The organism is Paraburkholderia sp. RL17-383-BIF-A (genome assembly GCF_046028015.1).
Classification (GTDB): domain Bacteria; phylum Pseudomonadota; class Gammaproteobacteria; order Burkholderiales; family Burkholderiaceae; genus Paraburkholderia.
Window position 1 is genome coordinate 77824 of the sequence record NZ_JARESR010000012.1, and the last position, 24187, is coordinate 102010.

General features: G+C 65.4%; 16 protein-coding genes. 11 read left to right on the plus strand and 5 right to left on the minus strand.

Features of this window, described 5'->3' with window-relative positions:
* Nucleotides 1-17 precede the first annotated feature (17 nt).
* The 6 genes from bcsP to P0D71_RS16320 are packed head-to-tail and all read left to right on the plus strand — an operon-like array spanning nucleotide 18 to nucleotide 12501.
* Nucleotides 18-947: a cellulose biosynthesis protein BcsP gene (gene bcsP, locus P0D71_RS16295; protein WP_408480990.1), complete on the plus strand. Its 930-nt coding sequence runs from the start codon at nucleotides 18-20 to the stop codon at nucleotides 945-947.
* Entirely contained in the window at nucleotides 944-1732 is a 789-nt protein-coding gene (bcsQ, locus tag P0D71_RS16300; protein WP_091802461.1) for a cellulose biosynthesis protein BcsQ, read from the plus strand. Before bcsP ends, bcsQ begins: the two co-directional genes overlap by 4 nt.
* Complete coding sequence (gene bcsA / locus P0D71_RS16305; protein WP_091802463.1) at nucleotides 1729-3933, plus strand: UDP-forming cellulose synthase catalytic subunit; 2205 nt, start codon at nucleotides 1729-1731, stop codon at nucleotides 3931-3933. Before bcsQ ends, bcsA begins: the two co-directional genes overlap by 4 nt.
* A 3-nt stretch (nucleotides 3934-3936) precedes the next feature.
* Nucleotides 3937-6507 carry a cellulose biosynthesis cyclic di-GMP-binding regulatory protein BcsB gene (gene bcsB, locus P0D71_RS16310; protein WP_408480991.1) on the plus strand — a complete coding sequence of 857 codons (2571 nt, stop codon included), beginning with the start codon at nucleotides 3937-3939 and terminating at the stop codon, nucleotides 6505-6507.
* Between the two features lie 10 nt (nucleotides 6508-6517).
* Nucleotides 6518-7699, plus strand: coding sequence for a cellulose synthase complex periplasmic endoglucanase BcsZ (bcsZ, locus tag P0D71_RS16315; protein ID WP_408480993.1), 1182 nt, complete (start codon nucleotides 6518-6520; stop codon nucleotides 7697-7699).
* A complete protein-coding gene (locus P0D71_RS16320; RefSeq protein ID WP_408480994.1) occupies nucleotides 7690-12501 on the plus strand; it encodes a cellulose synthase subunit BcsC-related outer membrane protein in 4812 nt (1603 codons plus the stop codon). Before bcsZ ends, P0D71_RS16320 begins: the two co-directional genes overlap by 10 nt.
* A gap of 75 nt (nucleotides 12502-12576) precedes the next feature.
* On the opposite strand, the gene P0D71_RS16325 is transcribed toward P0D71_RS16320, so the two are convergent.
* Nucleotides 12577-13809, minus strand: a complete 1233-nt coding sequence (locus P0D71_RS16325) for a DUF2252 domain-containing protein (protein WP_408480996.1) — start codon at nucleotides 13807-13809, stop codon at nucleotides 12577-12579.
* Nucleotides 13810-14162: 353 nt separating this feature from the next.
* On the opposite strand from P0D71_RS16325, the gene P0D71_RS16330 reads away from it, so the two are divergent.
* From P0D71_RS16330 to P0D71_RS16345, 4 genes are all read left to right on the plus strand, one after another.
* Nucleotides 14163-16811 carry a response regulator gene (locus tag P0D71_RS16330; protein ID WP_408480998.1) on the plus strand — a complete coding sequence of 883 codons (2649 nt, stop codon included), beginning with the start codon at nucleotides 14163-14165 and terminating at the stop codon, nucleotides 16809-16811.
* Between the two features lie 36 nt (nucleotides 16812-16847).
* Entirely contained in the window at nucleotides 16848-17759 is a 912-nt protein-coding gene (locus tag P0D71_RS16335) for a DUF72 domain-containing protein (protein ID WP_408300803.1), read from the plus strand.
* A 128-nt stretch (nucleotides 17760-17887) separates the two neighbouring features.
* A complete protein-coding gene (locus P0D71_RS16340; RefSeq protein ID WP_408300805.1) occupies nucleotides 17888-18835 on the plus strand; it encodes a phosphatase PAP2 family protein in 948 nt (315 codons plus the stop codon).
* A gap of 264 nt (nucleotides 18836-19099) precedes the next feature.
* Nucleotides 19100-19366 carry a hypothetical protein gene (locus P0D71_RS16345; RefSeq protein ID WP_091802485.1) on the plus strand — a complete coding sequence of 89 codons (267 nt, stop codon included), beginning with the start codon at nucleotides 19100-19102 and terminating at the stop codon, nucleotides 19364-19366.
* A gap of 117 nt (nucleotides 19367-19483) precedes the next feature.
* Here P0D71_RS16345 and P0D71_RS16350 read toward each other — a convergent pair whose 3' ends face one another.
* From P0D71_RS16350 to P0D71_RS16360, 3 genes are all read right to left on the minus strand, one after another.
* A complete protein-coding gene (locus P0D71_RS16350; RefSeq protein ID WP_408480999.1) occupies nucleotides 19484-20839 on the minus strand; it encodes an ATP-binding protein in 1356 nt (451 codons plus the stop codon).
* Entirely contained in the window at nucleotides 20836-21549 is a 714-nt protein-coding gene (locus tag P0D71_RS16355; protein ID WP_091802491.1) for a response regulator, read from the minus strand. The genes P0D71_RS16350 and P0D71_RS16355 overlap by 4 nt, the downstream gene beginning before the upstream one ends.
* Before the next feature lie 135 nt (nucleotides 21550-21684).
* Nucleotides 21685-21978 carry an EF-hand domain-containing protein gene (locus P0D71_RS16360; RefSeq protein WP_091802493.1) on the minus strand — a complete coding sequence of 98 codons (294 nt, stop codon included), beginning with the start codon at nucleotides 21976-21978 and terminating at the stop codon, nucleotides 21685-21687.
* Between the two features lie 541 nt (nucleotides 21979-22519).
* On the opposite strand from P0D71_RS16360, the gene P0D71_RS16365 reads away from it, so the two are divergent.
* Complete coding sequence (locus P0D71_RS16365; protein ID WP_091802496.1) at nucleotides 22520-22765, plus strand: hypothetical protein; 246 nt, start codon at nucleotides 22520-22522, stop codon at nucleotides 22763-22765.
* A gap of 51 nt (nucleotides 22766-22816) precedes the next feature.
* On the opposite strand, the gene P0D71_RS16370 is transcribed toward P0D71_RS16365, so the two are convergent.
* Nucleotides 22817-24067 (minus strand): arsenic transporter, encoded by a 1251-nt coding sequence (locus tag P0D71_RS16370; RefSeq protein WP_408481001.1) that lies wholly within the window; start codon nucleotides 24065-24067, stop codon nucleotides 22817-22819.
* Nucleotides 24068-24187: the final 120 nt, after the last annotated feature.

The following is a 24187-nucleotide window of genomic DNA, read 5'->3' on the forward strand; positions in this document are numbered from 1 at the left end:
AACAAGACGGCGGCACTATGAGTTCATCGAGCGACATCGAAAAACTTTTCGATCATTTTGGCGGCGACGCCGACGCGTACCAGGAAATCGGCCGCGAAAACGAGGCGCGCTCGGCGCGCACCCGTTGGCCACTATTAGTCACGCTCGATCTGACCCAACCGACGATTCCCGCAATCGGGCAGCGTCGCGAGGCCAAGCCTCAGTCACCGGTGGCCGCGTCACCGGTGGCTGTCGATCGTCAGGACACCACGCCAAAAGATGCAGCGTCCGTGACGCGCGCCAAAGCGCCGTTATTCACGCGATCGCATCGGCGGGATATTCCGCCGGTAGCTGTCGCCGCTCCGGCTAGCACGCAGAGAGGCGCGTCACGCTTTGGCGAACTCGAATCGAAAGATGATGCGGCGCCGCTGGCGGTGGCCGGCGCTGCGCGAGTGGGCACGGTGGCTGCGCAAGCATCGCCGGCCGCGTTCGTGGCTCCGGTTTCTGTGGCTCCGGTTTCCGCAGACCCCGTGTCTGTGGCTCCGGTTTCTGCTGCACCTGCTTCCGCACTCCCCGCTACCGTGCCTCCCGTGATCGCCTTGCGCACACCGATCGCGCAAACGATTCCGTCCGTCGCCCCCAGTTGGGCAAATGCGCCGGCACAGGTGCGCGCTCACACGAGCGCGCCGTTAGCACCATCAGCACCATCGACGCTGCCGGCAGCAACCGCACCCGCCGCGCCGACGCAACAAGCTGCTTCGATCCTCGGCAAGCTTTTCGCGCCGGAACCCGAACCCACGCCGCCGCAACCCGACGCGGCCAGCGGCGAGTCCGCGCCCCTGCAAGGCATCTTCGACCGTCTGCGCGGCGCCCCCGCTCAAACGGCCGCCGCGCCCGCCGGCGCTACGTCTGCCGCTGCGCCCCGCACCTCCAACTCGTGGCTGGTCAACGGCCCTCGTCGCTCATGAAAGTCATCGCGGTGGTGTCCGCCAAAGGCGGGGTCGGCAAGACCACCCTCGCCGCCAATCTCGCTTCCGTGCTGGCCGCGAGCGGCCGGCGTGTGATCGCGCTCGACCTCGACCCGCAGAACGCGCTGCGCCTGCACTTCGGCGTGCCGCTCGACAGCATCGACGGTTTGTCGCGCGCCACGCTGACGGGCGACCCGTGGCAGAGCGTGATGTTCGACGGCGTGGACGGCGTGACCGTGCTGCCATACGGCGCGGTGCTCGAAGACGACCGCCGCCGCTTCGAAGCGTATATCGACCAGGAGCCGCGCTGGCTCGCGCAGTCGCTGCAGAACCTGCACCTCGAAGCGTCCGACATCGTGATCATCGACACGCCGCCGGGTTCGTCGGCGTATGTGCGCACGGCCTTGTGCGCGGCCACCTTCGCGCTGAACGTGGTGCTCGCCGACGCCGCCTCGTACGCCGCGATTCCGCAGATGGAGCGGCTGATCGCAACCTACGCGGCGCCGCGCGCCGAGTTCGGCGGCGACGGCTACGTGATCAACCAGATCGACCAATCGCGCCAGCTGACCAAAGACGTCCTCAAGGTGCTGCGCCAGATGCTCGGCGCCAAGCTGTTCCCGGGCGTGATCCATCTGGACGAAGGCGTGAGCGAAGCGCTCGCGTGCGACACCACGTTGATTCACTACGATCCGCTCAGCCAGGCGGCCGCCGATTTCCGCGCGTGCGGCACGTGGCTGATGGCGGCCATCGACGCGATCGCCGTCTCGCCGAGGAACGTCGCATGAGCACGACACCGTCGCAGGGTCTCGAGCCCGCGGAACCGTCGCGGCTCGAACGTTTCGTCGACGCGCGCTTCTGGAACAGCCGCATCGTCACGGGACTCGTCACGCTGTTCGCGCTGGTCATGCTTTACTTCGTGTTCACCGTGCCGCTCGCGTTCTACGAACAGTTGACGTTCGCGACCTGCTGCTTCGTCACCGCCCTCATGTTCCGCCGTCTGCAAGGCCGCTACGCGACGATGGTGATGATCATGCTGTCGGTGGTGACTTCAGGCCGCTATATGTACTGGCGGCTGACCGCGACCACCTACTGGGAACATCCGCTCGACGCCGCCTGGGGTCTGCTGCTGGTGTCGGCCGAAGTCTATTCGACCATCGTGCTGCTGCTCGGCTACTTTCAGACCGCCTGGCCGCTCAAGCGCACGCCGATGCCGCTGCCCGCCTCGCGCGCCGAATGGCCGACCGTCGACGTGTTCATTCCGACCTATAACGAGCCGCTCTCGGTGGTGAAGCCGACCATCTACGCCGCGCTCGCACTCGACTATCCGGCCGAGAAGATCTCGATCCACGTGCTCGACGACGGCCGCCGCCCCGAGTTCAAGGCGTTCTGCGAAGAGGTCGGCGTCAACTGGACGATTCGCACGCACAATCGCCACGCCAAGGCCGGCAACATTAACGAAGCATTGAAGATCACCAGCGGCGAATACCTCGCGATCTTCGATTGCGATCACATTCCGACCCGCTCGTTCCTGCAGATCGGCCTCGGCTGGTTCCTGCGCGACAAGCTGCTGTCAATGCTGCAAACGCCGCACCATTTCTTCTCAGCAGACCCGTTCGAGCGCAATCTCGGCACCTTCCGCAAGGTGCCGAACGAAGGCGAGCTGTTCTACGGCCTCGTGCAGGACGGCAACGATCTGTGGAACGCCACGTTCTTCTGCGGCTCGTGCGCGCTGCTGCGCCGGACCATGGTCGAGGAGATCGGCGGCATCGCGGTCGAAACCGTGACCGAAGACGCGCACACCGCCCTCAAGCTGCACCGCCTCGGCTACACCACCGCGTATCTGGCGATTCCGCAAGCCGCGGGGCTCGCCACGGAAAGTCTTTCCGGCCACATCGGCCAGCGGATTCGCTGGGCCCGCGGCATGACGCAGATTTTCCGGATCGACAATCCGCTCACCGGCAAGGGCCTGAAATTCGGCCAGCGTCTGTGCTATCTGAACGCGATGATGCACTTCTTCTACGGCATTCCGCGTCTGGTGTTCCTGACCGCTCCGCTGTCGTATCTGTTCTTCAACGCGCACGTGATCGAAGCCGCGGCCGGCACGATCGCGATCTACGCGCTGCCGCACATGATGCATGCGAGCATCACCAACTCGCGCATGCAGCGCTCGTTTCGCCATTCGTTCTGGGCCGAAGTGTACGAATCGGTGCTGGCCTCCTACATCACCGCGCCGACCCTGCTTGCGCTGATCAACCCGAAGCTCGGCAAGTTCAACGTGACGGCCAAGGGCGGCCAGATCGAGAAGAACTACTTCGACTGGGCCATCTCGCGCCCGTATCTGTTCCTGCTGTTGCTGAACCTGATCGGCTTCTGCGTGGGCATCGTGCATATCTATTACAACTGGCACATTCGCAGCGTGGTGCAGACCACGATCCTCAATCTCGGCTGGACCACCTACAACATGCTGATTCTCGGCGCGAGCGTGGCCGCCGCCAGCGAGCGCAAGCAGATTCGCGCGGTGCACCGCGTGGCGATGCAGATGCCCGTGATGCTCAAATTCTCGACCGGCCGCACGCTTGCCTGCGAAACCATCGACTACTCGGAAGGCGGCGTCGGCGTGGCGCTGCCCGCCGCGATCCAGGTGCCGATGCACGAGCGCGTCACCGTGTCGCTGTTTCGCGGCGACGAGGAATATGCATTCCCCGCCACGGTCGGCTTCACCGCCCCGGGCCGCGTGGGTCTGCGCTTCTCGGCGATGACGCGCGAGCAGGAATACGAGTTCGTCAAGACCACCTTTGCACGCGCCGACGCCTGGACCGGCTGGGCGGAAGGACGGCAGCAGGACACGCCCCTGCGCGGCCTGTCGCATGTGCTGACGGTCGGCGCCCGCGGCATCGCGGGTCTGTTCGAGCATCTCTATGCCGACCTCCGCAGTTCGATGAAAAGCCGTCCAGTGGACGTCAAGAAGCTAAAAACCAAAGACTGATCTATGCGCAACAGGATGGCGAAGGGCAACATCGAACGCTCGATTCACGAGCGCAGTGGGACTGGATTGCAGACGCGCCGCATCGGACGCCCCGGCTCGCATCGGCTGATGCGCGGCCTCGCATGCTGGCTCGCGTTGCAGACGGCATTGGCCGCGCCGCTCGCATCAGCGGCGGAAGTCGTGGCGGCTGCGGGCGCCAGTTCGGCCGGCGCGATTCAGAGCGCGGCGGGCACCGTGCATGGCGCGCCGGCCACGTCCGCTGCTCCGGTCGCGACCGGTGTCGGTAGCGTGCCCGCGCCGAGTGCCGCGGTGCCCTACGATCCGAACACGATCGCGCAGGCTCAACTGGCCACGCCGACGCCGGCGCTCGCCGCGTCGTCGGTGAAAGCGTTGGGCATCAAAACGCCGACCACCGCAGAGCCAGGCACGCTGGTGCCGGGCGGCCGCCGTCAAACGCTGACCTTCGCCGACCTCGGCGCGCTCGACCCGCTGCAACTGCGCGGCACCGACGGCCAGAACGGCGTGGCGTTCTCCGTGCGCGGCGACGAAGTGGTGACGGGCGCGGTCCTGCATCTGGTCTACAGCTACTCGCCCGCGCTGCTCGCGAATATCTCGCAGCTCAAGGTGCTGGTGAACGGCGAAGTCGCCGCCACCCTGCCCGTGCCGCACGAGCAGGCCGGCATGCTGGTGGCGCGCGATGTCTCGATCGATCCGCGCTTCATCACCGAATTCAACCACCTGAACGTGCAGTTGATCGGCCATTACACGACGAGTTGCGAAGACCCCGCCAACTCCTCGCTGTGGGCGACCGTCAGCAATGCGAGTTCACTCGATCTGACGTATGCGTCGCTCGCCAGTAAGCCGGATCTGGCGGCGTTGCCGCAGCCGTTCTTCGACCGCCGCGACGTGCGCCGTCTCGAGTTACCGTTCGTGTTCCCGCAAAAGCCGAGTAACGCCACGCTCGAAGCGGGCGGCATCGTGGCGTCGTGGTTCGGCGCGCTCGCCGGCTATCGCGGCGCGGTGTTTCCGGCGCAACTGGACAACGCGCCGCTGTCGGGCAACGCCGTGGTGTTCGCCACCTCGGATCAACGTCCGGCCGGTATCACGATTCCGGCGATTTCCGGCCCGACCATCGCCGTGGTCGATCGCGAAGCGCCGGCGCGCGGCAAGCTGCTGCTCGTGCTCGGGCGCACCGAGGCCGAACTGAAAACCGCCGCGAAGTCGCTCGGCATCGGCCAGAACACCTTGACCGGCCAGAGCGCGACGATCACGCAGCTAAATGAACTCACGCCACGCGCGCCGTACGACGCGCCGAACTGGCTGCCCACCAACCGTCCGGTGCATTTCGGCGAACTTGCCGATCCGCGCGATCTGACCGTGTCCGGCTACGACGCCGACGCCGTGCACGTGAATCTGCGCGTGCCGCCCGATCTGTTCATGTGGCACACCAAGGGCGCGCCGATCGATCTGCGCTACCGCTACACGGTACGTCCGTTGCGCGATCGTTCTTCGCTGAACGTGAGCGTGAACAACGGCTTCGTGCAGGCGCTGCCGATTCCGGCCGAATCCGCCTCGGTGTTCGAGCTGAGCCATTACTTCGGCCGCGTGTTGCCGGACAAGACTGCCGAAGCGCGCCGTACCGTGCATATTCCGCCGCTGCTTCTGACGCCGCGCGCGCAGGTGCGCCTGCACTTCTACTACGACATTCCGAATACCGGCGAATGTCACGGGCGTCTGCTCGACAACGTGGTCGGCGCGATCGACCCGAACTCGACGATCGACCTCTCGTCGTTCCCGCACTACATGGCGCTGCCCGATCTGGCCGCGTTCGCCAATAGCGGTTTCCCTTTCACGCGCATGGCGGACCTCTCCGAGACCGCGGTGATCCTGCCGAACGACGCCGATTCGAGCGACTACAGCCTGTACCTGCTGACCATGGGCCGGATGGGCACCTCCACCGGCTATCCGGTCATGGGCGTGACGGTCGGCACCGCCGACGACGCCGACAAGTTCGCCAACAAGGACCTGCTGATTTTCGGCGCGCCGGGCAAGCAACCGCTGCTGCAGCGCTGGGCGAAGTCGATGCCGTTCTCCAGCGACGGCGACTCGCGCACCTTCCAGCTCTCCGACATCGCCTTCAAACTCGAGGACTGGTGGCATGGCGAACGCGGCGTCGAGCGCACACCCGCGCGCGCCGATCTGACACTGGTGAGTTCGAACGGCGACGCGCTGCTGACCGGTTTCGAATCGCCGCTGCAGAAGAACCGCAGCGCCGTCGCACTGGTGAGCGCGGCCGGGCAGTCGGACGCGGACCTGTCCGCGGCGCTGCTCGACGCCGACGTGCTGCCGCAGATTCAAGGCGCGATGGCCGTGATCCACGGCCGCACCGTCACCATCACCTCGAACGGCGAGGCGTATTACGTCGGCCACCTGTCGCCGCAGGAGTATCTGCGCTGGGCGCTGTCGTCGCATCCGTTGCTGTTGATGCTGGGCGGCGTGCTCGCCGCGCTGATCATCGCGGGCCTGTTCTACCGGACGCTGCGCTCGATCGCCGCGCGCCGCCTGAAGGACTAATAGGATTGATATGCGGGTTCGAATCAACAAGACAATCGGCCTCGCGCTGACGCTCGGGCTGGCGGCGTCGGCGAGTTTCGGCAATATCGTGAAAGTGGCGCAGAGCACCGCCGCACCCGGCGTGTGCGGCGACTGGAGCGGTTATCGCGCGTTCGTCGAACGCTTCGTGCAGGCCGACGGCCGCGTGATCGACTACTCCACGCCGACCCAGCAAACCACCTCCGAAGGCCAGTCGTACGCGCTCTTCTTCGCGCTGGTCGCCAACGACCGCGCCACCTTCGACCGCCTGCTCGGCTGGACCCGCAGCAATCTCGCGGGCAATCAGTTCGACGCGCAAAACATGCGGCTGCCGTCGTGGCTATGGGGCAAAAAAGCGGACGGCTCGTACGGCGTGCTCGATCCGAATTCCGCCTCGGACTCCGACTTGTGGATCGCTTACGATCTGCTGCAAGCGGGCCGCCTGTGGCATGAAGCGGGTTATACGCAATTGGGCGAGGCGCTCGCCGCGCAGATCGCGCGTCAGGAAATGACCACGTTGCCGGGTGTCGGGCCGATGCTGCTGCCCGGGCCGCAAGGCTTCAAAAATGGCGGCGTGACGCGCCTGAATCCGAGCTATCTGCCGCTACCGGTGCTGCGCGCGCTCGCGCACGAGATGCCGAACGGCCCGTGGGGCAAGCTCGCCGAGAGCGCGTACAAGCTCGTCAAGACCACCGCGCCGCAAGGCTTCGCGCCCGATTGGGCGGCCTGGCAGAACGGCCAGTTCGTGGTCGATCCGAAAAACGGCGACACCGGCAGTTACGACGCGATTCGCGTCTATCTGTGGGCCGGTCTCGCCTCGCCGGCCGATCCGCTCGCCAAACCGTGGCTCGCGGCGCTCGGCGGCATGCGCGCGCGCGTCGCGCAAACCGGCATTCCGCCCGAGAAGGTCTCATCGACCACCGGCGCGGCGAGCGGCGAAGGACCGCTCAGCTACTGGGGTGCGCTAGCGCCGTATTTCAAGGCGCTCGGCGACGAGCACGGGCTCGGCCTCGCGCGCACGCATCTCGCCGCGCTCGACGCCGCCGTGCCGGGCCGCGAACCGGTTTACTACGATCGTGTGCTGGGCTTGTTCGGCACGGGTTTCATCGACGGCCGCTATCGTTTCGACGAAGCCGGACGTCTCGTGCCGAGTTGGAGAAACGCATGCGATTGAGCGCCCTCGCGTTGTCATTGCGCTTCGCGCTCAGCCTCACCGCCGTCTGCTGCGTGGCGACGGTTTCGCCCGACGCTCTCGCGCAGGCGTCGAAAGATCCGTTGAATGTGCTGATCGATCAGGGCAAGTACTGGCAGTCGCATCAGCGTGGCGACCTCGCCGAGCAGGCATGGCTGAAGGTGCTGCGCATCGACCCCAAGCAACCCGATGCGCTGTTCGGCATGGGCATGGTGCTCGCCGACCGCAAGGACGGCGCGGGCGCGCAGCAATACCTGGCGCGCCTGAAGGCGATCGCGCCGAACTATCCGAATCTGGATGAGCTCGGCCGGCGCCTGGGTGAATCGAGCCTGCGCGACCAGACCGTGAACGACGCGCGGCGGCTCGCGCAAAGCGGTCAGAGCGCGAGCGCCGTGCAGGAATATCAGCGCGCGCTGACCGGCAAACCGGCCACGCCCGAATTGCAGCTCGAGTACTACCAGGCGCTCTCGGCCACGCCGCAAGGCTGGGATCAGGCGCGCCGCGGTCTCGAACAGCTCGCGCGCGACAACCCCGACGATCCGCGTTACGCCCTCGCCTACGCGCAGCATCTGACCTATCGCGACGTGACGCGCCGCGACGGTATCGCGCGGCTGCAAAAGCTGGCGGGCGACAGCACGGTCGGCGCGTCGGCGAAAAAGAGCTGGCGCCAGGCGCTGTTGTGGCTGGACGCGCGGCCCTCCGACGCCGCCCTCTACCAAGCCTATCTGCAAACCGCGACCGACGACGCCGCGGTCAAGGCGCGCTTCGAGTCGATGGTTCAGCAGGACAGCGCGGCCCGTGCGCGCTCGCAGGAAAACGCCGCCGTCGACGCGCGCGGCCGCACGATCGCCGACGGTTTCGCCGCGCTCGATCGCAACGACGTGACCACGGCGCGCACGAAGTTTTCCTCGGTGCTCGCCACGAGCCCGAACGACACCGACGCGCTCGGCGGCATGGGCATCGCCGCGTTGAAGCAGGAGCGTTTCGCCGAAGCCCGCAATTACCTGGAGCGCGCGTCGCGCAACGGCAATCCGGCGCGCTGGAAAACCGCGCTCGACAGCGCGAGCTACTGGACCTATACGAGCGACGCGATCGGCGCGCGCAGCAACGGCGAGTTCGCGAAGGCGAAGTCGCTGTTCGAGCGCGCAATCGCGCTGAATCCGTCGGATGTCACCGCGCAGGTCCTGCTCGGCGAAATGCTGCTCGCCAACGGCGACCCGGTCGGCGCGGAGCAGGCCTACCGGATGGCACTGCGCCGTCAGGCCGACAACCCGGACGCGGTGCGCGGCCTCGTCGGCGCGCTCGCCGCGCAAGGCCGCGGCGACGAGGCGCTGCAGTTCGCCAATCAGCTGAACGCCGAACAGCAATCGAAGGCCGGCGGCATCAACCGTCTGCGTGGCGAAGCGCAGGCTGCGCAAGCGCGCGCCGCCGAAGCGCGTGGCGATCTCGGCAACGCGCGCAGCCTCTTCGAAGACGCGCTGCTGAATACGCCCGACGACCCGTGGCTGCGGCTCGACCTCGCGCGCATCTACGTGCGCCAGGGCGCGGTCGCCAACGCGCGCAGCATGATGGACGGCCTGCTCGCCGCGCATCCCGACATGACCGATGCGCTCTACGCGAGCGCGTTGCTGTCAGCGGAAACGCAGGACTGGTCGGCCGGTCTCGCGCAACTCGAGCGCATTCCGGCCGCGCAGCGCACCGACGCGATGACGACCTTGCAGCACCGCTTGTGGGTGCATCAACAGGCCGATCTCGCTACGCGCATGGCGCGCAGCGGCCAGACGCAACAGGCGCTCGCCACGCTGCGGGCCGCGGAGCCGGTCGCGGGCAACAGTGCCGAACTGATCGGCGTGATCGCCGCCGCTTACAGCCAGGCCGGCGACCCAAACCGCGCGCTCGGACTCGTGCGCGCCGCCATGAACGCGGCGCCCGGCAACACCGATTTGCTGCTGCAATACGCGGGCATTCTGTCGGCCACGCAGCAGGAAGCCGAACTCGGCATGGTGATGCGCCGGCTCGCCGCGATGCAGTTGACGCCGCAGCAACGCACCGACTTCGGCAACCTGAATCTCGGCATCGTCATCAAGCAGTGCGACGCGGTGCGTCAGCGCGGCGACCTGGCCAGTGCCTACGACGTGATCGCGCCGTGGCTCGCGGCCATGCCCGACAATCCCGATCTGCAAGCCGCGCTCGGCCGCCTTTATTCGAGTGCCGGCGACGACCGCAACGCGGTCGCGAGCTATCGCGTCGCGCTGCAACGCAAGCCCGACGATCTGAATCTGCTGCAAGCGACTATTTCCGCCGCGGCCGGCGCAAAGCAGTTCAGCTACGCCGAGTCGCTCGCGAAGCAGGCCTTGAACGCGGCACCAGGCGATCCTGCCGTGCTGGCCACCGTCGGCCGCATGTATCGCGCGGAAGGCAAGCTGTCGCTCGCGTCGACTTATCTGCAACGTTCGCTCGTGGCCGCCAACACGCCGCTGATGGCGAACGCCCCGCGCAACCCGGCGAGCAACGTGCCGCGCGGCTGGGAAGTGGCAATGCGGCGGATCGGCGCGACGCCGCTGCCGGGCACCAATCCCTTCGAGGGCAAGACCGCCACCGTCACGCCGACCGACGCCGACAACGCCGCGCTTGCCGGCGGCAGCTACAACGCCGCGCGCGCAGCGCTCCCGTATTCGCAGTCTTCCTTGCCGACACAGACCGTGCCGAACTATCCGCCGCCTACGCAACCCGCGCCTTACGTCGCGCCTTATACGTCGCCCGCGCAGCCTTATGCGCCTGGCTCGGCGCCCGCTACCCTTCCGTATAACGCGCCGCGTCCGGCCGGCGGGTCGGCTGGCAACTCGGGCGGCTATGGTCAGGAAGCCTACGGGTCGAGCCAGTCGGGCGCGCCGTTGCAACCTTATCCGGGTCAAGGCCAGCAGCCGATGCAGGCGCAAGCGCCGCAGATGCAGCAGGCACCGCAGCAGTACAACCCGGGTTATCCGCAGCAGGCGCCTTATGCGCAGCAAACGCCTTACCCGCAGCAGACGCCTTATGGGCAGCAGGGTCCTTACGCGCAGCAGCCGCAATACGGCGCGCCGGATGGTTATGCGGCCACGCCGTGGCCGATGTCGCCGGCCGCGCGCGAAGCGCAGGCCAACGCCGGTTCAATGCAGGCGCAACCTTATGGCGCGCCGGGCACGGGTACAAGCACGAAACGCGCGGCCAGCAAGAAGCAAAGTGCGTCGAAAAATACCCGCAACGCGCCCGCCTACGCGCAGGCGCCGTATGGACAACAGCAAGGCTATCCGCAGCCACAGCAGCCCTACTACGGCCAGCCGGCCTATCCCCAGCAGCAGCAGCAACAGCAGGGCTACGCGCAGCAACCTTATCAACCGTATCCGCCGCAACAGCAGGCTTACGCGAATCAGGGCTATTACGCGCAGCAGCAACAGCAGCCATACATTCCTCAGCCGCCCACCGGTTATGCGCAGCCGTACTACCCAGCGCAGCCTGGCGCGAACGGCGCGGGCAACGGCAACGCCTATGCGCCGTCGAACGTGGCGAACGCGCAAACGCTCGGCGTCGCGGAAGAGCTCGCGCAGGTCAACCGCGAGCAGTCGAGCACGATATCGGGCGGCATCGTGTTCCGTAACCGCACCGGCGAGGACGGCCTGTCCAACCTCACCGACATCGAAGCGCCGGTTCAGGGGCGCATCAAGGCGGGCAACGGCCATATCGTCGTCACGGCAACGCCTGTCACGCTCGACGCTGGCAGCGCAGCCGCCAATGTGTCGACGCTCGCGCGCTTCGGCTCGGGGCTATCCAGCGATGCATCCAAAACAGCCGCCCAGGCGGGCAACAACACGTACGGCAGCCAGACGGCGAATGGCGTGGGCCTGTCGGTCGGCTACGAAGGCCGCAGCCTCAGCGGCGATATCGGCGTGACGCCGATCGGTTTCCGCGAGACGAACATCGTGGGCGGCGCACAATACAACGGCGGCATCACCGACAAGGTGTCGTATTCGCTCGCCGTCGCGCGCCGCGCGGTGACCGACAGCCTCTTGTCCTACGCCGGCGCGCGCGACTCCGGCTCAGGCCTCGAATGGGGCGGCGTCACCTCGAATGGCGGGCTCGCCAGCCTCGCCTGGGACGACGGCACGAACGGCCTGTACGTAAACGGTTCCTTTCAGTACTACGATGGCAACCACGTGCCGAGCAATACCGCCATCAAAGGCGGCGGCGGCGTCTACACGCGTCTGCTGAAAGACGCCGATCAGACGCTCACGATCGGCGTGAATACGACGCTGATGGGCTACAACAAGAATCTGTCGTACTTCACGTACGGCCAGGGCGGCTACTTCAGCCCGCAACAATACGTGATCCTGAACTTGCCGATCGAATGGACCGGGCGTAACGGCGCGTTCACCTACGACGTGAAGGGTTCGATCGGCGTACAGCATTACCGTGAGGACGCGTCGAATTACTTCCCGCTCAACGACGGCTCCAACCGCCAGAGCACGGCGGCGAACAGCGCGGATTCCATCGGCACCAGTGTGCAGAGCGGCGCGCAGTACCCGGGCCAAAGCAAGACCGGCGTGTCGTATTCGCTCAGCGCCGTGGGCGAATATCAACTGGCTCCGCAACTGGCGTTCGGAGCGACTGCTTCGCTCGGCAATGCTTATGAATATCGCGAGTGGCTCGCGGCGGTTTATGTGAGGTACAGCTTCAGCAAGCAGACGGGCTTGCAGCCGTTCCCGCCCACGCCGCTCGTCTCGCCGTATGTGTCGTTGTCGAACTGAGGCTGGCTTGACCTCGTTAGCGGTTTTCCGGCGGCGGCTCCAATCATGTTGCCGCCGCCAGTGGACAAGCCTGCGTCAACCGTCCCGGCGCTCGGTCGCGTAGCGCCGGCAATGCTCCAGATAGCCGGCTGCATGGCTGCTCACCAGTTCCACGATGCCTTTCCACAGCCACCCGGGCGCGTCGAGGGTCTTTGAACGGTTTCTGCGCAGTTCGGTGAGCCAGGCCTTGCGCTCGGGGCGATCCATTTGCCGCGCATGCGCCCGGCCGACCACCATTGCCAGAAAGCGCGCCGCCTTCGTCGCTTCGTCGCGGGTCAGTTGCTCGATGGTCAGCTTCATATCCTGCGGCAGCAGTTCGCGAATCACGACGGCGCGATCCGCGAACCGCGCCGCCCGCATCCGCTCGCCGAGCGACGGCGACAGATGCCGCGCACCCTCCACCACCCGCTCCGCGTTGTCGCGCGGCATCCGCACGCCGGGATAGCGCGGCGCGGCGGCCTGCGCGGCCTCCTTGATATCGATAAGGCACAGGTCGTCGCCCTCCATCGCGGCCCCGTCGATGTCGAGCAGCACCGCATACCGCAACCTGCCGAGCGAACTGCATCCTTTCACCCAGTAAGCGGCGTCGAGCACTTCCACGTCGGTCTCGTCGCCGACGGCGCGCAGCACCGTGGCGAACCGGGCCAGCGAGCCCTTCTCGAACAGCGCTTCGATCTCGCGTCGCTCGCTCTTCGCAAGCGGCCAGAAGCGCGGACCGAGCGGAATGCTCGGCTCGAGATCCTCGATGCGCTCCTCCGCCAGATGCCGCCACGAGCGGCGCACCGCTTCCTTCATCACAACCCGCACCGCCTCGGGCTTTTCTGCGCGGATGTCGGCGTCGCTGGCCGCTTCGTCGAAGGCGCGCTCGTAGCCGTCCGCCAGCGCTTCCATCATGCCGACAGTCGTCACGCCCGGCAGGTCCGAACCACGCGCGGCGGTCGCCAACGAGAGGCCGAGGCGAATCAGGTCGTGGGCCGGATTGCCGATCACGGTCTGATCGAGGTCGCGAATCTGAATCTCGACGCGCCCTTGCGCATCGGCCACCGGCCCGAGATTGCCGGTATGGCAGTCGCCGCAAATCCAGATGGCGGGTCCCTCCGGCAACGCATGGCCGTCGATGCCTTCGAGCCATTCGTAGAACTTGCTGGTATTGCCGCGTACATAAGCGTGCGCCGAGCGCGCCATTCTGGCATTGCGGCGCGTAACGAGAAGCGCCTGACGCGCATCCGGTTTGGGCAGCTTGTTTCGTGTGCTGATTTTCTTCGCCATTGTGTGGTCCGCGTTGTTCAAGGTTCGAATTCTGCGTGGTGCCCCGCCCCACGATGCGCCAGGTGGCGCACGCGAACAAGTGGGATCAGCAGGATTCGCGCCTGGGGTAGACCTTCCACGCAAAGTCCGCGAACGCGTCTTGCGGATGTGATCCAGACGACCCGCCGGTCGCCGGGGCGACCTGTCACCCGTTGGGGGTTGTGACCTACAATTGTCGCTGCCTGCCTGCAGCTATCCTGCCGGCAGATGTGGACGGCAAAGGTTCATCCCGCCTGCTGCCAGGCATAGAAGCGCGTCACACACGCCGGCAGAGTGGGAACACATTGATCGACGTGACCTTTGGAGAGCGCAGCATGCCATTTCCGGCACAAGACCATGGCTGCCCAGGCTGGAGCGGGGAGATGGCGCAGCGCATCAGCGCCTTCGACTGGGCCGCCACCGGCATCGGCGCAATTGAAGACTGGCCGCGCAGCCTGACCGCCACGGTCCAGCTGGTGCTTGCCTCCCCCGTGCCGCTCGTGCTGCTGTGGGACAAGCCCGGCTACATGATCTACAACGACGCCTACGCGGTCTTCGCGGGCGGACGGCATCCCTATCTGCTCGGCAGCCCTGTCGAAATCGGCTGGCCTGAGGTTGCCGACTTCAACCGCCACGTCATGCACACCTGTCTCGCGGGCGGCACGCTGTCGTATCGCGACAAGGAACTGGTGCTGCTGCGCGACGGCCGGCCCGAAGACGTGTGGATGGATCTCTACTACAGCCCGGTCGCCGGCGACAGCGGCGCGCCGGCCGGCGTGCTGGCAATGGTCGTCGAAACCACCACGCGTGTGCTTACCGAACGCTGGCGGCAACGCGCCGAAACCGAACTGCACGAAACCAACGAGCGGCTGCAACTCGCCCTCAACACCGGCGCGGTGCTCGGCACATGGGTACTGGACGTGCGCACGGGGAAGGTCAGCGGCGACGAACGTTTCGCGCGCACCTTTTCGTTTCCGCGCGAAGAAGCCGCGAAAGGCATCGATCGTCATGCGGCCACGCAGATGCTTCATCCGGACGATCAGCCGCTCAACGATCAGATGACCGTCGAGGCCATGCGCACTGGCGCGCCGTTTCGCGCCGAGTACCGAATCCGCCGGCCCGATGGCGACTATCTGTGGGTGCAGGCGAACGGCCGCTGCGAATTCGACGAGCATGGCGAGCCGACCCGCTTTCCCGGCGTGCTGATCGACATTCACGAACGCAAGATCGCCGAACAGTCGCTGCGTCAGTTGACCGAAACGCTCGAACAGCGCGTTACCGACGCGGTCGCGGCGCGTGCGCTGGCCGAGGAACAATTGCGCCAGGCGCAGAAGATGGAAGCGATCGGCAGCCTCACGGGCGGCGTCGCGCACGACTTCAACAACGTGCTGCAGGTCATCAACGGCAACCTGCAAATGCTCGCCGCCGACGCCGGCGGCAATCCGGCCACGCTGCGCCGCCTGTCCGCCGCAACCGACGCTGTCAAACGCGGGGCGAAGCTGGCCGCGCATCTGTTGGCGTTCGCACGGCGCCAGCCGCTCTCGCCCACGGTGCTGAACCCGCGCCGCCTCTTGAACGGCATGACCGAGATGCTGCATCGCGCGCTCGGCGAAACCGTCAAGGTGGACACGGTCCTGAGCGACGATCTGTGGCACGTGCAGGCCGATCGCAATCAGCTGGAAAACGCGCTGCTCAATCTGGCGATCAACGCGCGCGACGCGATGCAGGCAGACGGCACGCTCACCGTGCGCGCCGCCAACCGCGTGCTGGACGCCGCGTTTTGCCAGGATAAGCCGGAGCTGTCGCCGGGTGAATACGTGGTGTTCTCCGTCGCTGACACCGGCGGCGGCATGCCGCCCGAGATCTTGCAACGCGTGTTCGAGCCGTTCTTCACGACCAAGCCCGACGGCCACGGCACCGGTCTCGGCCTGAGCATGGTATTCGGCTTCGTCAGACAAAGCGGCGGTCACACCGTGATCGAGAGCGAGGTGGGACGCGGCACCACCGTCTCGCTGTTTTTTCCGCGCTGCTGCGAGCCGGAAACCGCGGAAACGGTCGACGATACCGCTGCGCCGAGCGGCGGCGGCGAAACGATTCTGGTCGTGGAAGACGATGCCGACGTGCGGCTCACCGCCGTCGAGATGCTCGCGCAACTCGGCTACAAAGTGCTGACCGCGTCGAGCGGCGACGCGGCGCTCGAGTTCATCGACAGCGACGTGCCGATCGATCTGCTGTTCACCGACGTGGTGATGCCGGGCAAGGTGAAGAGCGTGGAATTGGCGCGGCGTGCCGCAGCGCGCTCGCCCGCCGTGCCGACACTCTTCACCTCCGGCTATACGCGCGACGAAATCGTCCATCACGGCAAACTCGACGCCGGCATTACGCTGCTCTCGAAACCGTACCGGCGCGACGATCTCGCCCGCATGTTGCGCAGCGTGTTGCGCGCCGGCCTGGCCGCTGCGCGGAGTGGGTCCGTGCCCGGCGCCACACCGGTTTTCCTGCCCGCTGGACAGATCGCCGCTTGCGTGCCGCCCGCCGTCTACGACCCTCCCGCGGACCTCGGCCAGCAAAGCGGGCATCCCGAGCCCGATACTTCGGCACGGCCTTCCGGCAGCCCGGCTCGCGTGCTGCTAGTCGAAGACGACGCGGATTCGCGCGCAGCCTTCAGCGATCTGCTGAGCGTCCTCGGCTTCGCTTGCACCGCAGTCGAAAGCGCGGAAGAAGCACTGCCGCTCGTGCTCGCGCAACGCTTCGACATCCTCTTCACGGACCTGACGCTGCCCGGCATGTCCGGCGACTGCCTCGCGCGCGCCGTGCTGTGCCAGCAGCCGGAGATTCGCGTGCTGCTGGTGTCGGGCTACGGCAAGAGCGCGGAGATCGGCGACGCCATTCCCGGCGCGCGTCTGCTCGGCAAGCCGCTCGACATCGCCGAGTTGCGGCGCGAACTCGCGGAATGGATCGACCACACCGAAGCTGCCTCCTAGCCCGCCCACACGACGCCCTTTGACACGAGCTCGCCGATGGATATTCGATGCGGCACCGCAGGTTGGACCGACAAGACGCTGATTGCCTGCAAGCGTTTTTATCCGCGCGGCAGCAACAGCGCTGAAGCACGCCTGCGGTTTTATGCGTCACAGTTTCCGCTGGTCGAAGTCGACTCGGCTTACTATGCAATGCCTTCGGCAAGCAATGCGCAGTTGTGGTCCGAACGCACGCCCGAGGGCTTCACCTTCAACTTCAAGGCGTTCCGTCTTTTCACCGGCCATCAGACCTCGCCCGACGCGCTGCCGAAAGACATTGCGATGGCGCTGCCGGCCGGCATCACCGGCCCGCGCAAGAAGAACGTCTACTACCGCGACATGCCGGCCGATATCCGCGATGAACTGTGGCGGCGCTATCAGGAAGCGCTCGAACCGCTGCGCCGAACCGGCCGCCTCGGCGCCGTGCTGTTCCAGTTCGCGCCGTGGATCACGCGCGCGCCGGACGGCCTGGCACTCGTGGAGGAATGCCGGGCGCGCATGGCGGGCTACATGATGGCGGCTGAATTCCGCAATCAGTCCTGGTTCGACGACCAGCATGCGGCGGGGTCGCTCGAATTCCTGCGCGAGCGCGGCATCGTGCATGTGATCGTGGACGCGCCGCCAGACGTGACCAACCGCGTGCATACGCTGTGGGAGGTGACCCAACCCGCACTCGCGATGGTGCGCCTGCATGGGCGCAACACGCAGACATGGAGCGCGACGGGCGCGGCGAGCGCGGCGGAGCGCTTCGACTACGACTATGACGAAGCGGAATTGACTGAACTGGCCGCGCCGATCCGCGCGATCGCGAGGCGGGCGGGTCGCACGCATGTCATTTTTAATAACTGCTTTGAAGACCAGGGGCAGCGCAATGCGCGCACCTTGATGAGCATTCTGGGAAATGATGCGTAATCAATATGGAATGCGGTAAGTCCGCTTTGATAATCTGATTTCACGCCCGCCTCGGATTTTGCGGCTGAGCACCGTGCATCTTTGAATTAATATCGCAGGCATAATGCGAAAAAAAATCCGAGAGACCTATGCCAAAACAAATGCGCGCGCTTTACGGGGCGGCCTGGCAGTTCACTTTCCTGATGTTGCTGATCGACTGCATATGGGCGGCCCGTATCGGCTTTCGGCTCGAGCATAGCGGCGTCGCGCTGGCCATTGCGCTGACTTGCGGCCTCGTTGTGATTGACGCAGTGCTGTGGATCGTTTCGCGCGTACCTTTCAAAAAAGTCGACAGATCGATGTTTTATCGGAACGTGCTCGACGCGTTCTTGTGGATCACCGTTATGGCCACGTTCAGCAAGGTCGGCGTCGTATTCCAGTATCTGTGCGTGACGACGAATTTTCCGCTCGCGACCCATGCATTCATCGCCGCCGACGCCGCGCTCGGATTCCACTGGCCCGATCTCTATCGATGGGTTCAGGCGCACCCGTGGCTGCACACAGCGCTTGCCTGCGCCTATAAGTCCGGCGCCTGTCAGCTCCTCGTCATTCCGGCCATTCTCGCGGTGACCCGCAACACGCAGGACTATGCAGAGTTCGTCGTGCAGTTCATGGTGTCGGCTACGTTGGTGATATTGATCTCTCTGCCCTTTCCGGCTGAAAGCGCCTTCGTGCATTTCGGCATTCACGATCCCAATACGGCCTCGACCGTGTCGGACTTTGCCGTTTTCAGAAGCGGCCACACGAGAGAACTGAATCTGTCATTAGCGCAGGGACTGGTTTCCTTCCCGTCGCTGCATACGATTCTGGCGCTCTGCTACGCGTATGCATTGCGTCACGTTCGTTATGTCTTTCCCGTGGCGATTGCGCTGAACGCCTTAATGATCGTTTCGACGCTCACGCAGGGCGGCCACTACCTGGCCGACGTTCTGTCAGGACTGGTCGCCGGCGCGGTTGTGATCTGCGTGGTCCGCAGGGTCGTTTTCCGGCTGGCCGTTCCGGCCGCCGAGCAGATTCCTTCGGCCGTGACATCGTAAGGTTTGCGTGGCATCGCGCTTTTTAGCCTGCTGCGGGAAATGCAGCTTATATTGATGTTAAGCGTGTTCCTGCATCAACGGGACTACCGGTTCAGCGCAATCGCCGCGCTCGTACCGGCGATCGTGGTCTTGGAGTGGGTGGCTGGCGCGGCATGAAATGCGCGCCACGCACACACCCTGGTATGATGCCCATCGCGCTTCTTTTGCGGAGTCCGGTTCACCAATGCTCCCCGCGCTGCTTTTCCTATCGTCACGAGATCCATCATGCCCGCCCAACACGACAAAGTCCCCGCTGACAGCGCCACGCCGGGCCAGGCCAGGCGCCGAACCATGCCCATTGCGGCGCGCAATCTTCTGATGGTGGCCGTCGGCGTCGCGGTCTTCGCGATCGTGGCGACCGTCGTGCTCTATGGTCCGATCACATACGGCGACGAGATTCCGAACTTCGGCATCATCCTCATGCTGACGGTGCCGGTTATCGCGGGCGTGGCGTTCCGGGTCGGGCTCGATGCGTGGCTTGACAGAAAATGAAGAAAGGACGCCCACCAGCAAGGCGACCGCTCGCCGCACCCGCGACGTGTAAGCCGGTTGACGCCCAGGCACGCAGAAGATGGCATGGCCCGAACCGTACACAGGAAGTCGCGATCTCTAGCGTGGCGAGCCACTGAAAGGCAACACGACCCACACCTCCAGCCCACCACCCTCGCGCGCATGAAACTGCAGATTGCCGCCATGCAGCCGCGCAATCCGCTCGACGATCGCCAGCCCCAATCCCGTACCGCCGCTATGCGAACGCGCATTGCGGCCGCGCTGGAACGGCGCCTTGAGCTGCTCCAGCTCGGCCGCTGAAAGACCCTTGCCGCGATCGCCGACCGCCACATACACCGCCTCGCGCGTCGCCCAGCTTCGTACCGCGAGTCCGGTTCCGGCGTAGACGATCGCGTTCTGCATCAGGTTCATCAAAAGCCGCATCATGCTGATCGGACGATAAGGCACAGGCGGCAGATTCGCGAGAGAGAGATCGAACTCGTGCCCGAGCCCCGCGAAATCGCCCGCGAGCCGTTCGATCAATGCATTCAGATCACCCGGCTCCGGCTGCTCGCGCTCGCCGCTGCCCGCGTAATCCATGAACTGCTGCAGGATCGTTTCGATCTGATCCAGATAGGATTCGGCGGCGACCGCGAAGCTGCTGTCGCTGCCGTCGGGCATCGCCATGGCCATTGAAAGTCGCAGCTTGGTGAGCGGCGTGCGGATGTCGTGCGAGATGCCGGCCAGCATCAGCGCGCGCGTCGCCTCGGCTTGCTGCAACGCTTGCGTCATCTGATTGAAGGCGCCGCTCACGGCGGCGATTTCGGTAGGGCCATCGGTCGGCAGCGGCGCGGGCGTTTCACCGGCGCTCACGCGGCGCGCCGCACGCGTCAACTCCTGGAGCGGCTGGTTCAGGTGGCGCTGGATCACGTAACCGGTCAACGCGGCCAGCGCGCCCAGGCCGAGCGACAGCAGGATGGCGGCGTCGAGTCCATTACCCTGCGCGTCCTCGGGAACCGGCAGCGCGATCCAGTACGGCGCCTGTGGCGCATCGGCCGGGCCGTGCATCCGGATCCACAGGCGCTGGCCACCCACGGACTGCCAGCGCGCCGGCATATCGGCGGGCAAGTGCGCGCGCAAGCTATCGAGAAACAGGTCGCGCTGATAGATGCGATAGGCGCGCATCCAATTCCGCGGCGGCGTCTCAAAGGCTTCGGCCGGCAATTGCGCGCGAGCGTCGAGGCGCGCCGTCAATTCGACGCGCGCCTTGGGTGGCGTTGCCGCGAGCAGATTGTCGAGCGTGGTCACATACGTGGCGAACACAGCCGCGGCGCGCTCGACGCGAGGCCGCTGCACGTAGTGCAGCAGCACGCCGAGCGCGCACACCTGGCTCAACATCACGAGCGCGATCAGCAGCGCGATATTGCGCGCCAGCAGCGTTCTGGGCAGCGCTCTTTGCAGCAGCGAGCGCGTCATGAGTCGACGTCCGCTGCCAGCATGTAACCCACGCCCCACACGGTCTTGATGAAGCGCGGCTTGGACGGATCGGCCTCCACGATCTGCCGGAGCCGCAGCACCTGCACGTCGATGCTGCGATCGAGCGCATCGTGATCGCGGCCCCGCGCGCGCGCCAGCAGATTGTCGCGGCTCACCGGCCGGTTCGGCGACGAGGCGAGCGCGACCAGCAACAACATCTGCGCCGAATGAATGTCCAGCAACTCGCCCGCGCGCGACAGTTGCTGCTTGGCGACATCGAGAGAGAAATCGCCGAAGCGCACGCTTTGCGAGGTCACGGTGACCTCGCCCGATGCGATCTTCTGGCGACGCAGCAGCGCATTGATGCGCGCTACCAGTTCACGCGGCAGGAACGGTTTGGCGAGATAGTCGTCGGCGCCGGTTTCGAGGCCGAGCACCCGGTCGAGCGGGTCGCCCTTCGCGGTCAGCATCAGGATCGGCAAGGTTTGGCCCTGCTCGCGCAGGCGGGCGCAGATGGCGAGGCCGTCCTCTTCGCCGATCATCAGATCGAGCACCAGCAGATCGAACGGTTCGCGCTCCAGATAGCGGTCGAGACGCTTGCCGTCTTCGGCGACTCTCACGTCGAAGCCGTGGCCGCGCAGGAAACGCTGCAGCATGTTGCGCAATTCGACTTCGTCGTCGAGCACGATGATTTTCGCGGGGCGATCCATGCGAAAGCTCCTTGGTTCAGCTGGCGGTTGGTCGGGCATCAGGCACGATCGGAGTATGACGGACCGATGCTTGCGTGTCCGGTGAGCGCCGCGCCGCGCGCCGCGACTCTACGGTCCCGCCCATCGCCACGCGGCTCAGTGCGCTGCCCCGCGTTCCTGCATGAATGCCTCGATCTGCGGCAGGGTGATGTAGCCCGCCTTCTGCGTATCGATTTCATCAAAGTGCTTCGCCAGCATCGGCATGCCGGAGGCGGCCTGATCTTTGGTGAGCTTGCCGTCGTGCGTGGTATTGGCATTCGCAAAGCGCGTTTGCAACTGCTGCACCATGCGCTCCATGCGTTGCGGATTGCCGGCTTGAGGCGCGGCGGTCTGGGCGAACGTGACGGTGGATGCGCTGCACAGCAACACGATAGCGATCAACTTTTTCATGACTGACTCCTTCGTTTGAGCCACCGGCCGTCGCCTGCCTTTTGCCGCGATCCGTTTCGATGACAGACCGAATTCTTGAGGAAGCGCCGCCGGAAGGCAACGCCACAATCATGTCGACTTATGTCACGCGTTTCACCCACCCGCAGCCGATGATGAAGACACTGCGCCATGGGCGCCGGACGTGCATGTATTCACGGGATTGATGCCGGGTTGATGACCCCGAAACGGCTGTGAAAGCAGCATAGGACATGCCGTCGCGAGGAAAGCCTGGTGAATTCCCGTTGTTGTGAGGAATTTGGAGTCGCCGGGAATAAAGCGGTCGGCACACCGGTTACTGAAGGAGACAAACGAAAGAGAGAAGCGCGTGCGATTTCATTCCAACGAATGCGGAATGGGCCTTGCTGGACGTTATTCATCATGCGAGCCATGTCCATTCGTTGGACATATCTGTCCAACTATCGCATTCGCGAGCGCATGCATGAAACCGGCTCGGACAGACCCGAACCGGCGCCACCAGGTAACCCTTGGGGGAAAACATCAGATGAACCATCTGGAAATCGACAGGGAAATCGCCCACCTCGAACGCGTATTCGTGGTCATCTCCACCAACGACCACATTCCGCTGTCCTATTGGCAGCAGCGCCTGCATGGTTTGGTGAAGCCATGTTTAATGCCGTCACAACGAGAACGCGTCGCGCGCCTCGTGGAAATGCTGCGCCTGCTAGAAGAAGCGGAGGAAGTTTTGCGCGCCAAACCTCCGCTACATCGCACCGGCACCCGGTCGTGACGCCGCGCCCTCGAACCAGAGGCGCCGCATTCAGATCTCGCGCACGCGTCTTCAACCGGTCAGTATTCGCGCGCCGAGAGCCAGCACGAGCGCCGGCAGCATCACCAGCGCCCCTACCTTCAGAAACTTCATGAAGCTCACGTCTTCGCCCTCGCGGCGGATCGCGCTGAGCCAGAGGATCGTTGCCAGTGAACCGGTGATGGACAGGTTCGGCCCCAAATCCACGCCGATCAGCAGCGCGTCGATCACGCGCTCCGGGCTGTGGGCCTGCATCACGGTCGAACTGGCGATCAACCCGGCCGGCAGGTTGTTCATCAGATTGCTGCCGATCGCGATGATGCTGCCGGCCCAGCCCGCCGCGGCCAGTTCGTCGTGTTGCGCGGCGCGCTGCGCCAGTTGGGCGAGCGCCGTAATGACGCCGGTGTGATCGAGCATCTCGACGAGCACGAACAGTGCGGCGACGAGCGGCAGCACGCTCCACGAGATCTCGCGGATCATCGGCAGCGGCGATTTGCGCTCCTGGATCAGCACGATCAACGCGGTCAGCGCGCCGAGTATCGCGGTGGGCAAGCCGAGCGCGACATCGAATGCCGAGACCGTCAGCAGCACGGCAGCCGTCACCGCGATGCCCGCCAGCGCCACGCGCCCGCTCGACGACAGTTCGAGCGGTTCGAGATTGGCCTCGCAGGTGCCGGCGAGCGCCTCACGCTGGGTCCAGCGCAGCATCGCGTAGGTCGCGATGATCGACAGGAGCGAGGGCAGCGTGAAGCGCAGCAGCCAGGCGCCGAGCGCCGGCGTGTGAGTGCCGTACAGCACGATGTTGGCCGGATTCGAGATCGGCAGCACGAAGCTCGCCGCATTGGCAATGAACGCGCAGACGAACAGCAGCGGCAACGGATCCGTCTTCGCTTTTTTGGCGGCGGCGAACACGGCCGGCGTGAGGACGACGGCGGTGGCGTCGTTCGATAGAAAAGCGGTGATCACCACGCCGACCAGATAGACGAGCAGGAAAAGCTTGCGCGGCGAGCCTTGGGCGTGATTGACCGCGAGCACGGCCACCCAGTCGAACAACCCTTCACGGCGGCCCACTTCCGACAGCAGCATCATGCCGAAGAGGAACAGATAGACGTCGGTGCCCTTGCCGATCGCCTCGATCGCCAGATGCACGGGCAATAGCCCGAGCGACACCAGCAGCAACGCGCCGGCCACGGCCCAGACAGCCTCCGGCCATTTGAACGGCCGGGTGATGACACCCGCCGTGGCGACCGCGGCGATGCCCCAAGACAGAAAAATGGAATTCACAACGTAAGCCCTAGATTCTTGATAAGTGCGAGCACGGGATTTCGCCCTCGCTTCGCAGCCGCACCATGAGCCGGCGGCCGCAGGCGCTCACTTTAGCAAGTTGCGCGCCTGCGGCGAAGC

Coding starts and splice junctions, on each gene's coding strand:
- bcsP (WP_408480990.1), top strand. CDS start 18: ATGAGTTCATCGAGCGACATCGAAAAACTTTTCGATCATTTTGGCGGC.
- bcsQ (WP_091802461.1), top strand. CDS start 944: ATGAAAGTCATCGCGGTGGTGTCCGCCAAAGGCGGGGTCGGCAAGACC.
- bcsA (WP_091802463.1), top strand. CDS start 1,729: ATGAGCACGACACCGTCGCAGGGTCTCGAGCCCGCGGAACCGTCGCGG.
- bcsB (WP_408480991.1), top strand. CDS start 3,937: ATGCGCAACAGGATGGCGAAGGGCAACATCGAACGCTCGATTCACGAG.
- bcsZ (WP_408480993.1), top strand. CDS start 6,518: ATGCGGGTTCGAATCAACAAGACAATCGGCCTCGCGCTGACGCTCGGG.
- P0D71_RS16320 (WP_408480994.1), top strand. CDS start 7,690: ATGCGATTGAGCGCCCTCGCGTTGTCATTGCGCTTCGCGCTCAGCCTC.
- P0D71_RS16325 (WP_408480996.1), bottom strand. CDS start 13,809: ATGGCGAAGAAAATCAGCACACGAAACAAGCTGCCCAAACCGGATGCG.
- P0D71_RS16330 (WP_408480998.1), top strand. CDS start 14,163: ATGCCATTTCCGGCACAAGACCATGGCTGCCCAGGCTGGAGCGGGGAG.
- P0D71_RS16335 (WP_408300803.1), top strand. CDS start 16,848: ATGGATATTCGATGCGGCACCGCAGGTTGGACCGACAAGACGCTGATT.
- P0D71_RS16340 (WP_408300805.1), top strand. CDS start 17,888: ATGCCAAAACAAATGCGCGCGCTTTACGGGGCGGCCTGGCAGTTCACT.
- P0D71_RS16345 (WP_091802485.1), top strand. CDS start 19,100: ATGCCCGCCCAACACGACAAAGTCCCCGCTGACAGCGCCACGCCGGGC.
- P0D71_RS16350 (WP_408480999.1), bottom strand. CDS start 20,839: ATGACGCGCTCGCTGCTGCAAAGAGCGCTGCCCAGAACGCTGCTGGCG.
- P0D71_RS16355 (WP_091802491.1), bottom strand. CDS start 21,549: ATGGATCGCCCCGCGAAAATCATCGTGCTCGACGACGAAGTCGAATTG.
- P0D71_RS16360 (WP_091802493.1), bottom strand. CDS start 21,978: ATGAAAAAGTTGATCGCTATCGTGTTGCTGTGCAGCGCATCCACCGTC.
- P0D71_RS16365 (WP_091802496.1), top strand. CDS start 22,520: ATGAACCATCTGGAAATCGACAGGGAAATCGCCCACCTCGAACGCGTA.